The sequence below is a fragment of the Nitrosospira sp. Nl5 genome (assembly GCF_900102495.1).
In the GTDB taxonomy this organism is placed as follows: Bacteria; Pseudomonadota; Gammaproteobacteria; order Burkholderiales; family Nitrosomonadaceae; genus Nitrosospira.
On record NZ_FMVQ01000006.1, the window covers coordinates 85,590 to 100,770 of the forward strand.

The 15,181-nt window shown below is 52.9% G+C and carries 14 protein-coding genes and 1 pseudogene; 6 read left to right on the top strand and 9 right to left on the bottom strand.

Going from position 1 to position 15,181, the window contains the following annotated elements; all coding sequences use genetic code 11:
- Nucleotides 1-94 precede the first annotated feature (94 nt).
- Nucleotides 95-703, top strand: coding sequence for a glutathione S-transferase (locus BLP45_RS07755; RefSeq protein ID WP_090371441.1), 609 nt, complete (start codon nucleotides 95-97; stop codon nucleotides 701-703).
- 32 nt (nucleotides 704-735) lie between these two features.
- Here the strand turns inward: BLP45_RS07755 and mnmA are convergent, their stop codons facing one another.
- Both mnmA and BLP45_RS07765 read right to left on the bottom strand, forming a co-directional pair.
- Nucleotides 736-1,815, bottom strand: a complete 1,080-nt coding sequence (gene mnmA / locus BLP45_RS07760) for a tRNA 2-thiouridine(34) synthase MnmA (protein ID WP_090371443.1) — start codon at nucleotides 1,813-1,815, stop codon at nucleotides 736-738.
- Between the two features lie 10 nt (nucleotides 1,816-1,825).
- A complete protein-coding gene (locus BLP45_RS07765; RefSeq protein ID WP_090371445.1) occupies nucleotides 1,826-2,272 on the bottom strand; it encodes an NUDIX hydrolase in 447 nt (148 codons plus the stop codon).
- Between the two features lie 518 nt (nucleotides 2,273-2,790).
- Between BLP45_RS07765 and icd the strand changes: the two genes are divergently transcribed.
- Nucleotides 2,791-4,041 carry an NADP-dependent isocitrate dehydrogenase gene (gene icd / locus BLP45_RS07780; protein ID WP_090371451.1) on the top strand — a complete coding sequence of 417 codons (1,251 nt, stop codon included), beginning with the start codon at nucleotides 2,791-2,793 and terminating at the stop codon, nucleotides 4,039-4,041.
- Nucleotides 4,042-4,220: 179 nt separating this feature from the next.
- Here icd and BLP45_RS07785 read toward each other — a convergent pair whose 3' ends face one another.
- Nucleotides 4,221-4,424 (bottom strand): cold-shock protein, encoded by a 204-nt coding sequence (locus BLP45_RS07785; protein WP_004174375.1) that lies wholly within the window; start codon nucleotides 4,422-4,424, stop codon nucleotides 4,221-4,223.
- Nucleotides 4,425-4,711: 287 nt separating this feature from the next.
- On the opposite strand from BLP45_RS07785, the gene clpS reads away from it, so the two are divergent.
- Nucleotides 4,712-5,020, top strand: coding sequence for an ATP-dependent Clp protease adapter ClpS (gene clpS / locus BLP45_RS07790; protein ID WP_090371453.1), 309 nt, complete (start codon nucleotides 4,712-4,714; stop codon nucleotides 5,018-5,020).
- A gap of 1 nt (nucleotide 5,021) precedes the next feature.
- A complete protein-coding gene (gene clpA / locus BLP45_RS07795; protein WP_090371454.1) occupies nucleotides 5,022-7,280 on the top strand; it encodes an ATP-dependent Clp protease ATP-binding subunit ClpA in 2,259 nt (752 codons plus the stop codon).
- A gap of 79 nt (nucleotides 7,281-7,359) precedes the next feature.
- On the opposite strand, the gene BLP45_RS07800 is transcribed toward clpA, so the two are convergent.
- From BLP45_RS07800 to ovoA, 5 genes and pseudogenes are all read right to left on the bottom strand, one after another.
- A complete protein-coding gene (locus BLP45_RS07800; RefSeq protein WP_090371456.1) occupies nucleotides 7,360-7,581 on the bottom strand; it encodes a dodecin family protein in 222 nt (73 codons plus the stop codon).
- A gap of 211 nt (nucleotides 7,582-7,792) precedes the next feature.
- A pseudogene (locus tag BLP45_RS07805) lies at nucleotides 7,793-8,068 on the bottom strand (cyanophycin synthetase); the annotation flags it as partial.
- Between the two features lie 149 nt (nucleotides 8,069-8,217).
- Complete coding sequence (locus tag BLP45_RS07810) at nucleotides 8,218-9,069, bottom strand: ABC transporter transmembrane domain-containing protein (RefSeq protein ID WP_371128741.1); 852 nt, start codon at nucleotides 9,067-9,069, stop codon at nucleotides 8,218-8,220.
- A gap of 495 nt (nucleotides 9,070-9,564) precedes the next feature.
- Nucleotides 9,565-10,803 (bottom strand): MalY/PatB family protein, encoded by a 1,239-nt coding sequence (locus BLP45_RS07815; protein WP_256327742.1) that lies wholly within the window; start codon nucleotides 10,801-10,803, stop codon nucleotides 9,565-9,567.
- Nucleotides 10,800-12,920: a 5-histidylcysteine sulfoxide synthase gene (ovoA, locus tag BLP45_RS07820; RefSeq protein ID WP_090371570.1), complete on the bottom strand. Its 2,121-nt coding sequence runs from the start codon at nucleotides 12,918-12,920 to the stop codon at nucleotides 10,800-10,802. Before ovoA ends, BLP45_RS07815 begins: the two co-directional genes overlap by 4 nt.
- Before the next feature lie 193 nt (nucleotides 12,921-13,113).
- Here ovoA and BLP45_RS07825 point away from each other — a divergent pair, with 193 nt between their 5' ends.
- Both BLP45_RS07825 and BLP45_RS07830 read left to right on the top strand, forming a co-directional pair.
- Nucleotides 13,114-14,043: a DUF3047 domain-containing protein gene (locus tag BLP45_RS07825; protein ID WP_256327743.1), complete on the top strand. Its 930-nt coding sequence runs from the start codon at nucleotides 13,114-13,116 to the stop codon at nucleotides 14,041-14,043.
- A gap of 218 nt (nucleotides 14,044-14,261) precedes the next feature.
- Nucleotides 14,262-14,828: a Slp family lipoprotein gene (locus BLP45_RS07830; RefSeq protein WP_090371460.1), complete on the top strand. Its 567-nt coding sequence runs from the start codon at nucleotides 14,262-14,264 to the stop codon at nucleotides 14,826-14,828.
- A gap of 55 nt (nucleotides 14,829-14,883) precedes the next feature.
- Here BLP45_RS07830 and BLP45_RS14380 read toward each other — a convergent pair whose 3' ends face one another.
- Nucleotides 14,884-15,153, bottom strand: coding sequence for a hypothetical protein (locus BLP45_RS14380; RefSeq protein WP_143002422.1), 270 nt, complete (start codon nucleotides 15,151-15,153; stop codon nucleotides 14,884-14,886).
- Nucleotides 15,154-15,181 lie beyond the last annotated feature (28 nt).

A 15,181-nucleotide genomic window follows, 5' to 3' on the forward strand; every position in this document is an offset into this window, starting at 1 on the left:
ATCATTTTAACATAGGTAGACAAATGCCTGGACTATGCCACGCAGGAGCGAAACCGGTATAATCGCGCCTGGATAAATTGCCGCCAAGGATGCCATGAAGCTTATCGGATCACTCACCAGCCCTTACGTGCGCAAGACGCGCATTGTCCTGGCAGAAAAGCGAATTGGTTATGATTTTGAGGTAGACGTCCCTTGGGATGCGGATAGTCATGTGGCGAATCACAATCCCCTGGGCAAGATACCGGTGCTGATCATGGACGATGGCACGACTTTATTTGATTCACGCGTGATCGTTGAATATCTCGACAGTGTCAATCCCGTGTCCCGCCTGATTCCCGAGCCTAACCGCCGCCGCATCATGGTAAAACGCTGGGAGGCGCTGGCGGATGGTATCTGCGACGCCGCCGCCACGATTTTCCTAGAACGCAAACGCCGTGACGCCGAGCAAAGTCCGGAATGGATCTCACGCCAGCAAAAGAAGGTCGAACGTGGCCTGGAAACGGCCGCACACGAATTGGGCGATAAAAAATGGTGCGACGGCAATGCTTATACGCTGGCTGATATTGCTCTCGGCTGCACCCTGGGCTACCTTGCTTTTCGCTTTCCCGAAATCGATTGGCGCAATACCTCACCCAATCTTGCCGATCTTTCCGACAGGCTGGAAAAACGGACGCCATTTATGGAAACAGTGCCCCAGGGATGAGAAGCGGTTGAGATAACAAGCAGCGGGAATAGTCATCCGGCAATCACTCCTCCTCCAAGGCATACCTTGCTTTCATAAACGACTACTGATTGGCCCGGTGTGACAGCCCACTGGGGCTGCGCGAATTCGATTTTGCACTGGCCATCATCGATAGACGTAATTGCGCAGGGCGCATCCACCTGACGGTAACGGGTCTTGGCGGCGTAAACCCAATTGCAATGTGGCGCACTGCCGCTTATCCATGTCAGATCGACGGCGGTGAGCGCCGGCCGGAATAAATCGGGATGGTCATGGCCTTGTACCACTATCAGGATATTTTGTGCCACATTCTTCGCCGAAACGAACCAGGGTTCGCCGTCGCCGTCTCTCGTTCCGCCGATGCCCAATCCCTGCCGTTGGCCAATCGTGTAGTACATCAGCCCCAGATGCCTGCCCAGGACGGCGCCATCCGGCGTTTGTATTTCCCCCGGCTCATGCGGTAAGTAACGATTGAGAAATTCCCTGAACGGACGTTCGCCGATAAAACAAATTCCGGTACTGTCTTTCTTGGAGAAATTCGGCAATTCATGATCCCTGGCGATTTGACGTACATCGCGTTTATAAAGATGACCAATAGGAAATAGCGTTCTGGATAACTGCTTCTGGTTCAAACGATAAAGAAAATAGCTCTGGTCCTTGGTCCCGTCCTCGCCTTTCAGCAGTTGAAACATGCCATTTATTTCGCGCACCTGGGCATAATGTCCCGTGGCGATATAGTCGGCGCCAAGACCGGTGGCGTGATCAAGAAACGCCTTGAATTTGATCTCGGCATTGCACAATACATCGGGATTCGGTGTTCGCCCGGCTTTATACTCGGCAAGGAACCGGCTAAATACCCGCTCCTTATATTCGGCCGAGAAATTGACTGCCTCCAAAGGGATTTCGATGATATCCGCCACTGATGCGGCATCGATCAAATCCTGGCGGGACGAGCAATAGTCATCGGTATCGTCGTCTTCCCAATTCTTCATGAAGAGACCAATGACTTCGTAGCCCTGTTGCTTTAACAGCAGCGCCGCGACGGATGAATCAACCCCGCCCGACAGCCCGACTACCACACGCCGCTTGCTCATCTTTGATTTTTCAATCGTAATGCGTAAGAATTTCCAACGAATAGCGCTTGCCCGCCAGGTGATCCGCCACACATCTCATCACCAGTGGACTCCGGTGACAATAAGTCGTTTCGTAGATTTCATCCACGCCAAACCATCCAACACGCAATATTCCCGCGTCGAGCGCACGACTGGGGTCATGGTCAACAACTGAACCGGTAAAAGCAAAGCGAAGATAGGTAGTGTTGTCAGCATGGGAATGCCAGTGGTAAATGCCCAGCACCCATTGCGGGACAAACGTATAACCGGTTTCTTCCAGGGTTTCCCGAATCGCGCCCTGAATGATGGATTCATCCGGTTCCAGATGCCCGGCCGGCTGATTGAATAGGATACCGTTACTTGTTTGCTCCTCAACCAGCAGATACTTTCCGCCCTGCTCAACGACAGCCGCAACCGTGACATTTGGCTTCCACATCATGATATCTTAACCCCCTATTTTTTTATAAAAGCTTATGCGAAGGCTCGTCGCCGTCAGCGATGGCAACAACAGCGAAGCGTGGCAAAGCAGACCTGAACCGGAATTGAAACAGGCCCGCATTGTATCGCCTTGACCACCAGAAAGAAATAAAGAGGAAGAGCGGGGAGAGAGCACGGCGAAACTCTGCCTCTTTGTACCGGTAGTGGCTACAAACGTCAGGCAACTCTTGACTATATTCTTCCTTCCGGCGTTTCTTTTCCCTTTCCATATTTTTTATTCACAGACGGTCGTACACCGATTTTAGCGGATGACGGCGCCCCAGAGGTTAAATGCGTTTGCGTCGCTGCATCCGCCGGACGTGACACTAATGATTCCGGCTTTGACGTTCCAATCAAGGATAAAGAACGCATTAGAAGCAAAGCACATTAACGCCACTTTAAAACGAGTAAAATATATTGTTTTTTTGTTTGCGAACCTCCACTCACTCCGACCCGCCAGACTAATCATTGGGAGATACCATGTACCAGCACATCAGGACCCCGTCCGAAGGAAAAAAAATCCGAGTCAATGAAGATTTTTCGTTGAGCGTGCCGGATAACCCTGTTATTCCGTTCATCGAAGGGGACGGAATCGGAGTGGACATTACGCCGGTGATGAAACAAGTCGTGGATGCGGCGGTACGCAGGGCTTATGACGGCGCGCGCAAGATTTCCTGGATGGAAATTTACGCCGGCGAGAAATCCAACCAAGTGTACGGCGAGAACGTCTGGCTCCCCGATGAAACGCTGGAAGCCGCAAGGGAATACGTCGTCTCCATCAAGGGGCCGCTGACAACACCTGTGGGCGGTGGCATTCGTTCCATTAACGTGGCCCTGCGCCAGAAACTTGATCTCTATCTATGCCTGCGTCCTGTGCGCTATTTTCAGGGCGTGCCAAGCCCGCTAAAGAATCCGGAAAAAACAGCCATGGTGATTTTCCGCGAGAATTCGGAAGACATTTACGCCGGCATTGAATGGGAGGCTGAGTCGGAAAATGCAAAAAAAATCATCAACTTTTTAATGACGGAAATGGATGTCACCAAAATTCGTTTTCCGCAGACATCGGGAATCGGCGTTAAGCCGGTATCGCGCGAAGGCACCGAGCGGCTGGTGCATAAGGCTATCCAGTATGCGATAGATAACAAGCGCCGCTCGGTTACCCTGGTGCACAAGGGCAACATAATGAAATTCACCGAGGGAGCGTTCAAAAATTGGGGCTATGCGCTGGCCGCAAGAGAATTTGGAGCCAGTCTGCTTGAGGGCGGGCCATGGATGAAGCTCCCGGCCGACAAGGGTGGGATTATTATCAAAGACGTGATCGCTGATGCTTTTCTGCAACAGATTTTGTTGCGCCCCGAGGAATACGATGTAATTGCAACATTGAATCTGAATGGCGACTATATTTCCGACGCCCTGGCGGCACAAGTGGGGGGTATCGGCATCGCGCCGGGCGCAAACCTCAGTGATTCGGTTGCCATATTCGAGGCAACTCACGGTACCGCCCCAAAATACGCCGGGAAGGATCAGGTTAATCCGGGATCAATCATCCTTTCGGCGGAAATGATGCTGAGGCATATGGGATGGATCGAAGCTGCGGATCTGATAATCCATGCGATGGAGAAAACCATCCAGGACAAAATCGTGACTTATGACTTCGCGCGGCAGATGACCGATGCCCGAAAAGTCTCGTGTTCGGCATTTGGCGAAGCGCTGATTGAGTGCATGACTTGAAACTGGATACAGCGGTCGACTGCTCTCTTTTGTTTAGCCAATGATCCACGAGGGATCGGCCACCTGATCTTTTTGTGGAGCTTCCCTGAAAAAAACCCCTTGCCGCTTTTCAACGCAAGGGGTTTATATAATCCTGTGATAACAGACTGATCACGGCTGACCGCGACAGCGGGAGATCGTTAGGCGGACTGAATATTTGATGCTTGCTTGCCCTTGGGTCCCTGAGTGACTTCGAAGCTCACTTTCTGACCTTCCTTTAGCGTTTTGAACCCGGACATATTGATCGCGGAGAAGTGGGCAAATAAATCTTCGCTGCCGTCATCCGGGGTGATAAAACCAAAACCCTTGGAGTCATTGAACCATTTCACTGTACCTGTTGCCATTTTTGCTTCCTATAAAAAACCGGGCCGGAAACCCGAATACTGTTTGAGTTTCAAGACCGCAAAACGGCTGTAACCGGTACTGCAGAGAACTTGAAGCCAAACGCCAAGAGCCGTTTTACGCAAATCCGATGTTCAAGTCAAGTAGTCATGCACTTATTTTGTAAAATTGCAATAGAATAATTTTCCCAAGGTACTTGAATATTTCGGTGTAATCATCAAATATATCGACAGAAGCTCATTTGGTTATATTTGTGCTCTAGGACAGATGAACAGTGAGATAAAAAATCATGGAAAACGGAGATCATGGAGACGTTGTACTGGAGGCTAAAAAGAGTAAACTCAAGCCGCCGCCAATGTTTAAGGTACTTTTGCTGAATGATGATTTCACACCCATGGATTTCGTAGTGGCCGTGCTGCAAACTTTTTTTTCAATGAATCGCGAACAGGCAACGCAAATCATGCTCAAAGTTCATATAGAAGGAGCGGGCGTATGTGGGGTATATCCCAACGATGTGGCCACCGCCAAGGTTGAGCAGGTGGTTACATTTGCAAGGCAGCATCAACATCCGCTTAGGTGCGTGATGGAGGAGACCTGAAATGATTGCTCAAGAGCTGGAAGTCAGTTTACACATGGCATTTGTCGAATCACGGCAGAAGCGCCACGAATTCATTACGGTGGAACACTTGTTGCTGGCGATGCTCGACAACCCCACCGCCGCCGAGGTACTGCGTGCATGTTCCGTCGATATCGACGACTTGCGCAGGTTGCTGGCGGAACATGTCACCGAGAACACACCAACGGTAGGGGGCAGCGGGGAAGTGGATACGCAGCCTACACTTGGTTTTCAGCGTGTGATACAGCGCGCGATCCTGCATGTGCAGTCTTCTGGAAAAAAAGAAGTCACCGGCGCTAACGTCCTGGTCGCCATATTCGGCGAGAAGGACTCCCATGCGGTGTATTTTCTGCATCAGAAAGGCGTGACCCGGCTCGATGTGGTGAATTACATTTCCCACGGTATCAGCAAGGTACCGCAGGGCAGCAGCGCCAAAACTGAAAGCGAGGGTGATACCGACCAGGACCTGGGCGCAGGCGGCGCACTGGAAAGCTACGCCGTGAATCTGAATACCCAGGCACTCGCGGGCAAGATCGATCCATTGATTGGGCGCGAGAAAGAATTGGAACGCCTGATACAAACATTGTGCCGGCGCCGCAAAAATAATCCATTGCTGGTGGGTGAAGCGGGAGTCGGTAAAACGGCCATCGCCGAAGGATTGGCGCGGCGAATAATCGAAAATGAGGTTCCCGAGGTTCTTTCGCGCCACCAGGTTTACGCCCTGGATATGGGTGCGTTACTTGCCGGTACCAAATACCGCGGCGATTTCGAGCAGCGCCTGAAGGCGGTGCTGAAACAGCTGCTCGACAGTTCTCACGCGATCCTGTTCATTGATGAAATTCACACCTTGATCGGTGCGGGAGCAGCATCCGGCGGTACCCTCGACGCTTCCAATCTTCTTAAACCGATACTCAACACTGGGCAATTGAAATGCATCGGCGCCACGACATACAGCGAATATCGGGGGATTTTTGAAAAGGATCATGCCTTATCCCGCCGCTTTCAGAAAATCGATGTGCTTGAGCCTAGCGTGGAAGAAACCGTTGCCATCCTGCGCGGGCTGAAACCCCGCTATGAAGCGCATCACGGCGTCAAATATACGGCTGTTGCGCTGAGCACCGCCGCGGAATTGTCGGCACGCTTCATCAATGATCGTCATCTTCCCGACAAAGCGATAGACGTGATCGACGAGGCCGGGGCCGCGCAGCGTATCCTGCCCAAGTCGAAACAACGCAAGGTTATCAGTAAACACGAGATTGAGGACATCATCGCCAAAATTGCACGCATTCCGGCGCAAAATGTCTCCAGCGACGACCGCAATACGCTGAAGACGCTTGACCGTGACCTGAAGGCAGTGGTATTCGGGCAGGACAGGGCCATCAATGCGCTGACCGCTGCGATCAAAATGGCAAGAAGCGGCTTGGGCAATCCGCAAAAACCAGTCGGTTCATTCCTTTTTTCCGGCCCGACCGGAGTGGGGAAAACCGAGGTGGCGCGGCAACTTGCTTATGCACTAGGCATTCATTTGCATCGCTTCGATATGTCTGAGTACATGGAGCGGCATGCGGTGTCGCGCTTGATCGGCGCGCCGCCTGGGTATGTTGGCTTTGATCAGGGTGGTTTGCTCACCGAGGCCATCATCAAGCAACCCTATTCGGTACTGCTGTTGGACGAAATTGAAAAGGCCCATCCGGATATTTTTAATATCCTGTTGCAGGTGATGGATCACGGTACTCTGACGGACAATAATGGCCGCAAGGCGGATTTTCGCAACGTCGTGATTGTGATGACCACCAATGCCGGCGCCGAGTCGTTAACCAAAGCTTCCATGGGCTTCACCAAGGCCGCGCAGGCAGGTGATGAAATGGGCGACATCAAACGCATGTTCACACCCGAATTCCGTAACCGGCTGGATGCGATCATCTCCTTTGCCTCTCTGGATAGAGATGTGATCCTGCGCGTTGTGGATAAATTCCTGATGCAGCTTGAAGCACAGTTGCATGAAAAGAAAGTGGAGGCGATATTCACCGATGCACTGAGGGAGTATCTCGCCAAAAACGGCGCCGATCCTCTCATGGGCGCACGCCCGATGGCGCGGCTTATTCAGGACACCATTCGCAGCGCCTTGGCGGATGAGTTGCTGTTCGGACGTCTTGCGAGCGGCGGCAGGGTAACGGTGGATATCGATGCGGATAACAAGGTGACACTTCAGTTTGAGGAAGAAGCAGCCGCAGCCCTGTAAGTCTTCCGTAAGTCGGTAGTAAAAGGAAGGAGACAAAAAGGCGCGCAGTTCGCGCCTTTTTTACTGGTTAAACCTCTGGCTATTTACTTTTGGTTTCGTATTTGAAAGACAGATTGACTCTTGCGCGATATGCGGTCACTTTCCCATTCTCAACAACCATGTCAAGCTTTACTATCTCGGCAACCCGTAAATCTCTGAGAGTTTTTGATGCGGCCTTGACGGCGTTCTTCGCCGCATCCTCCCAGGATACCTTGCTGGTTCCGACGATCTCCGTTATCCGATAAATGCTATCTCCGGCCATGATTCTTCTCCTTTTTTAGTTAGCACACCACATCAAGCAGGATGCTAAGCGAACTCAGCCTTCCAGCTTTCCATCCGGTTCAGTTTATGATTAACCCCGGAAAATTGCAATTAAGGTTACCGTTACAGCCAGGATCGAAACGCGCGATGCATGTATCGAACGCAAAAACTGGCCACTTCCAGCAATCGGAAGCGGAAAAAAATAGCAGCATTTAACCCGCGATGACCCGCTTAGTGATGTAGCCGAGCGCTTCCTCTACTTGATCGACAAGAATAAGGCATAGCTCGCCCGCTTTCAGGCTGGCGAACGCAGCGTCGATGGCCACAAGTTCACCACGGATTTCCTTGACATCGCGGGCGCGCTTTGCATTCTCCAAGCCTTGCCGCAACAAGCCAAGCACTTCCCCGTCAGCACGGCCCCGCTGACCTTGATCCTGATAAAGCACCACCTCATCGAAAGCGTCGCCGAGGATCTCGGTCTGCTGCCTCGGCCCAAACGCGGTCAACCTTTTCGAACCCCGTGCGCAATCTGTCGCGTACCAGGTGGATCAGCCATGCGATGATCGGCAGGGGCAGCAAGTCACCAGAGCCAGCCAGGGATCGATCGAGACCAGGATTACAATTGTCATGCCGATCATCAACACATCGGTAGCGAAGTCGAGCAGATGCAGCGAAATAAAAACATTGATGCGATCGGTTTCAGAGCCGTACGCGCCATAAGGTCGCCGGTGCGTTTGCCGCCAAAATATTCCTGCGAGAGTGTGAGGAGATGTTCGTAGGTGGCGGTACGCAAGTCCGCGCCTATACGTTCCGAGACCAGCGCCAGCATATAGGTGCGTGCCCAACCGAGCACCCAGGCGAGCATCGCGGCACCGAGCAGACCGGTGAGATAAAACGTGACAAGTTCACTATTTATCGGCTTGCCGTTCTGGTGAGGAATCAGAACGTTATCCATCAGCGGCATCGTCAGATAAGGGGGCACCAGCGTTGCCGCGGTGCTACCCAGTGTCAGCAGAAAACCAGCAAGCAGACGCCACTTATAAGGCTTGGCAAAACGCCACAAACGAAACAGTATCCACATCGAGGGGGGCGGCACATGGCTTTCCCGGCTGCACACCGCGCACTCTTCCTGGCCCGGCAACAGCGGTGAATCAAGTACCCTATGGCATTGAGGACACAGGACCTCCGCAGGCGGTGGGGGCGGCACCCCATTGATTTGGTAACTAAGTTGCTGCGTGAAATGCTCGATCAGACGAGCGGCTGTGGTGTCACCGCCAAGCGTGTAGCGCCAGCGGGCAAGCAGCGAATTCGTGTCAAGCAGCTCCAGGCTGCCGATACCGGCCTGATCGTAGCGCACCAGTGCCAGCCCGGGTCGATAAACCCAGTCTAGCCAAAGCGCCTCACTCCGCGTGCTTGCCATCAAGCGTTGATCGGTCACAACTATCAACCCGGGCGTAAAATACAGTTGGGCATCGAGATCGGTTTCCATCCAGGCAAGCACCTTTTCTTTATCGGAAAGCCGGATTCAACTTGTGCAGACCAAACGGAAGGCAGGGGTGGCGATGCAATGCGGGACCAGGCGCTAGGGGAGGAAACCGAGGGAAGCTGGGGGCTTGACATCATCGAACCTGGATCTCGGCTATGCTGCTAAAAAATGACTGAATCGTTTCATCACGCACTGTTCACCAAAAGAATAACGTATATGCGCACCGGATGTTGACGCAGCACGTATCTCTAAAGCAAACGATTCCTGGTTCTTGCAAGGAAATAAGGCCGTGCGACAAAACAGTTAACTTTACAGCTTGGCGGACTTAAAAGAATCGAAGCAAAATGAGATGAAGCAGATATTGGGAATTTTGAAGGCCAATAGGTGTTGCTATTAACCGAAGAAGTAAAATGAACGGCTAGACATTTTTCTGCTGAGCTCCTCTAAGCCGGACAGGCTGGTAGGCAAGCCGAGAGTGGAAACCCTCGATTTAGGTTTTCAGAGAGATCGGGCAGAAGTTGTTCTCTGCCTCGCCCCACGTTCGGCTTTTTTGATACCTTCGAGAGCCGTCTTGATGATATGTCGCGGGGCGCCAATATTCATGCGCATGAAGCCGCTGCCGGCCTCGCCGAACAACGTGCCCGGGCTCATGCCTACGCCGGCCTCATGCACAAAGAAATGCCTGAGTTCCGCATCATTTATTCCCAATTCAGCCTTCAGCGCCCTGCAATCCAGCCACAGCAGATAGGTGCCCTCCGGTTCGATAAGCCGGATTTCAGGAAGGTGGGCGGTCAAATACTCCGCGACATAGTCCCGGCTTTGCCGGAGATAAACCAGTAATGCCTCCAGCCATGCCTCACCTTCCCGGTATGCCGCCTCGAACGCGGCAATACTGAAAGGATTCGCTGCGCTGACGTGCATGGCCTCGAATGCCTGGACAAGTGCTCTGCGACACCCCGGATCAGGCACGACGAGAGTGGAAAGATTCAGACCGGGTATATTGAATGTCTTGCTGGGCGCAACGGCGGTTATGATATGCGGAGCACTTTCTCCCAACGTTCCCGCCAGTGTCGACAGCGTATGATGTTTGTTTCCGGCATAAACCAGATCGGCATGGATTTCATCCGAGAATATGACCAGATCGTGTTTCCTGGCGATTCTCAGAACACATTCCAGCTCCTGCTTGCTCCATACCCTGCCGACGGGGTTATGCGGAGAACATAGCAATAGCAATCGGGCTTCTGCGGCGCATTGTTCCAGGTGATCGAAGTCAATACTATAGCGGTTATTTGCTAGACGCAGCGGGTTATGAGCCAGCTGTCTGCCGGTACTGGTGACAGCCGAAAAAAAGGGAAAATATACCGGCGGCTGCACGATGACAGAGTCCCCCGATTCGGCAAAAGCCATCACAGCGGCATGGAGCGATGGCACCACGCCGGGGCACATTACGATCCATTCACGCTGCACTTCCCAATCATGGCGTCTCCTCAACCAGTCTATCAACGACTCGTACAAGCTGTCCGGGTAGACTGTATAACCATATACGGGGTGGGCGGCACGTTCCGCAAGCGCCCGGGTCACGGCTTGGGGTGCGGCAAAATCCATATCCGCTACCCATAGCGGAATAACCTCCGCTGTACCGAACATGGTTTGCCGCCCGTCATATTTGAGGCTGGCGGTCCCGGCGCGATTAATGTCGCTGTTGAAGTCATGGTTCGAAAGGCATCCACTGTTCAAGCAACTCTCTCCCAGATCGTCACCTCCGAGAGCGTGTGCTGGAATTTCCGCCGCGTTTCGCGGATGACAAAGGGTACCTCCTGCGGGCCGTGAATCAGCTTGAAATGACTACCCAGGACCTCTTTCAAGCCATCCAGGGTACTGAAGCTTTCCCCATCGCGCTTGAATCCGCCAATCCATGCTTCCCGCTTGGTATGTTCCTCCAACCATGTGTAAGGTGAGGCGAGCATCAATAGGCCGCCCGGGTTGAGGCGGGTATGAATGGTTGCCAGGAGCTTCGCTGGATCATAAAGGCGATCGATCAGGTTGGCCGCAAGAATCAGGTCATAGCCGCTGAATAGGGGTTTGAGGTTACAGGCATCACCTTGGTAAAACTTTACCTTGTGCCTGACGGTATCGAGGCCAAGACCGGTCAGCGTACGCTCCTTGTAAAAAACCAGATCTCCCTCGTCCGTCAGCGTATAGCGCAACACTCCCTGCCCCGCAAGCTGGACACCCTGGCCGATGAAGCGGGCGGAGAAATCGACCCCGGTCACGTCGTCGAAATGGCGTGCAAGTTCGAAAGTAGCGCGCCCCGAGGCACAACCAAGGTCAAGCGCCTTATGCGCAGGTTTGTCCCGCATGGCGCTGATAGCCAGTTCAGCGAGCGCCTTCGGAAAATTGGGAATGCCAAAATACTCATCCCCGTAGTGGAACTCGGCATACTCCGAGAGCAGCTTGTCGGTTTCATAATGAGAGTCATGCTGGATGGCGGGCGCGTCGGCAACCACATAACGGAACCCGGCGTGCTGGAAAAAATGACGACGAAAAGCATAACGGGCACTTTTCAGCGACTCGTTGCCACTTGAAATCCAGGATCCGCCCTTCATGATGTTATGCCGGCCATCGAATGTCGGGGTAGTGAAATCGTCGTAATGCGGATGGATATCGAAGCCCTCAAACGGATAGATCGGCGTTTCCGTCCACTGCCAGACGTTGCCGACCACATCATAGAACTCTCCGTGAGAAAATTCATTGACGGGATGACTGGAGGCAGAGTGGTCGAGATGGATATTCGCTGCCGCTGGTTCGGTCTGAGGGACTTCGGACAACCCAGCTACATCGTAGAGGCGATACCACTCATCTTCCGTCGGTAACCGGAAGGGTTGGCCGGTGGCCGCCGCTTTCCAGTTACAGAAGGCTTTGGCTTCATGATAATTCACCTCTACCGGCCAGTCCCAGGGCATGGGGATCTCTTCGGTCATCGAGCGCAGCCGCCACCCGGTCCCATGCCTGCGCCAGAAAGTAGGGTGTTCGGCACGAGTGTGACGTTGCCAGGCACGGCCCTCCTCTTCCCAGCAGCTTTCCGTGCCATAGCCGTTTGCCTGGACGAAGGGGAGAAATTCTTGATTGCTCACCAAGTACTTACCCGCCTGAAAAGCCGGAACATCGGCCACCCGGCGGCCATACTCATTGTCCCAGCCATAGGCAGGATCAATCTTGTTCTTGCCAAGATTCACTATTCCCGCTGGTACGCCGATTAACTGGTTTTGCGGCGCTTTACCCGATTTCCGGCAAGGAGCCCATGCGAGATGCGACCTGATGCGCTCAAGCGCGTGCTGCCGGATTAATACCGAAGAAGTTTCCAGATGAATACGCTCGTGCTCGATACCCATCAGGATGGTCCACCACGGGTTGTCCCAGCCTATCGGCAAGGTCAGCGGGGTCTCATTGATAAGCCGGTCGACGATACTACGTACCGCATTGCGGTAATTACGCACCTCTCCAACAGACGGCCAGTCATAATGCTCGGTATTCAAGTCGTCCCAGCTCATCTCGTCGACCCCGACCGCGAACATGGATTCCAGCCTGGGATTAATTCGTTCCGTGATCAATCCGGCAAGCAACAATTTGTTGATAAAGAAGGTTGACGTATGACCCAGATAGAAGATCAGGGGGTGGCGCAACGGTATCGATTTCTTGAAATAAGCCTCGTCGTCCCGCAACGTCTCGAAAAGCTGCTCATAGCGGTCGAGGGTGGTATGAAAATAAGCGCGTATCTCCTCACGCTTTGCGGCCACGTCATCACCGGATAGGGTGGGGCTTCTTTGGAACAGCAGTTTTGGCATAGAACGCATAGAATTAATTTCCAGATTTTCGGAAGCTGATTGAATCGGCATTATAACTTTTCATGCATGCAAATTCACATTCAATCCCAGATACGACTTATATCGACAAAAAAAACAAACGAGAGTCTGACCGGAGGATATATTGTCTCGAATTGTTGGTGATCAAACCAACGGAGAATTATAGCTACCCCCAACAGTTCACGTGATCCGGTTAGACCAGATCGAGACGGCTGAGCACGCGTTACCTGTCGGGTTCGATTGTGATAAAGGAAGCGAGTTCCTCGATTGTCAATTTCTGCGCTACTTTATCCCGCATGTAACGCCAAACCAACAACCTTCGTTCGTTCTCTCGACCGGGTTGCGTAACCCGTCCACGGCGGTGGAGGGCCACCGCAAGGACATCCTGGATGTTACACTCAACACCTGCCGGGAGCGTCTGGCGGCAGCCGATTTCCTTTACGTCAGACAGGCTGCCTATATGGAGAAGCGCATGCTCAAGGTGCTATGTTGGATTGTGGCCTGCTTGCCGGTTCTGTCATGGGCGGCTGGCGAGCGTATTGACGTCGCACTTTTTTCGCGAGGCGACCTGAGCGGCTGGCAAGCCAAAGCGTTTACCGGCAAAACTCGCTATTCTTTGGAAAACACGGATGGACGGAGCGTCATGCGCGCCGACAGCAGCGGCGCTGCTTCAGGGCTCTATCGCGAGGTAAGTATCGATCTCGGCAGGACGCCTGTCCTTAATTGGACATGGAAAGTCGGCAACGTACTGGCGGGCGCGGACGAACGTACCCGCGCCGGGGATGATTATCCCGCGCGCATCTATGTGGTCTTTTCCGGGGGATTGCTGTTCTGGCGCACGCGCGCCATCAACTACGTGTGGTCGGGCAAACAACCTGCGGGCAGCAGTTGGCCCAATGCCTACACCGGTAACGCGGGCATGATCGCGGTAGAGTCGGGTTCCGGCCGTGTCGGCCAGTGGGTCAGTGAGCAACGCGACGTGCGCGCCGATTATCAGCGTCTGTTCGGCGAAGAACCGGGCCGCGTAGATGCCGTGGCGATCATGACCGACAGTGACAACACAGGCGCTACCGCAACGGCATGGTATGGTGATATCTGGTTTACCGCGAAATGATAGCCACAATGTCGCGGACGAGACCGGGGGGCCAGCCATCAGGCTGAAACTCGTCCTGATTATTTATTGGATACCGGAATCATCATCTGCTATAAATGTCTTATAAGTAGTGCTTCCGTTAGCGTTTTCTTTCTAGGTCGTGCTCGTCAAGCTTACAAATACACTCGAAGATCCATGTGTAAAACCCGCATTACATTTTCATAATTGAGGGGAAAAGCATGAGACCGTATTTATTGTCAATCTGTTTACTATTGAGCGCTTGCTCTGGACTGCCCGAAAGAGTCAGAGAAGTGCCCGTGACTGATGTTACCTATAGCCAGGCAAGCCGTAACCTGAGCACTTACAAGGAAACATCTGTGCGATGGGGCGGGGTCATCGTCGACGTGGAAAATGAAGAGAACCACACTCTGCTGCAGGTATTGTCTTACCCTCTCAATTCTTACGGGCGTCCGCAGCTGAATAAACAAACCGACGGGCGCTTTGTCATTAAAAGTTCCGAGTTTCTTGATCCGGCTGTCTATGCAAAGGACAGGGAAGTGACGGTTGCGGGAACAATTAAAGGCGATATCGAACGTACAATAGGGAAGAAAACGGTCCGGTTGCCGCTGGTATCTTCCGCAGCCATTCATTTATGGCCAGTCTACTATCGGAATGATCCCTACTTCGGCTATGGATATAGAGGGTTTGGTGGCTATGGTTATGGCTATCCCTATTTCGGATACGGCGGATATGGCAGTCCGTTTTGGGGAGGATATGGGCCATGGGGTTATGGACCATACTGGTAGGACAGGGTGGCGTGCGCCGCCGATTGAACCTGCATATGGGTTCGCAAGAGCGGGTTCAGGCTAAAGAACCAAGGCAAAAAATGACTGGGCGAAGAAGATTTTGAGGGTTTGAGGGTTCCAGGCTAAAGGTCGGTAGCTGTTCTATCGGCCAAGAAGCTGTCGTCCAGCCACGTTTGCCACCTTCCCTTATTCCAGCAGGCCACCAGAAGCGCGCGGTTCTTGTATGCCTGGCGCTATCGCTATTATTTTCAAAAATTAAAGTCGCACCGGTAACAGCAGTGGCGCTTGGCCCGCCGGATGCTGGTTTATCGCTCATCTGTTCCATTCATGATCCGAGAGATACCGTTCCGGAG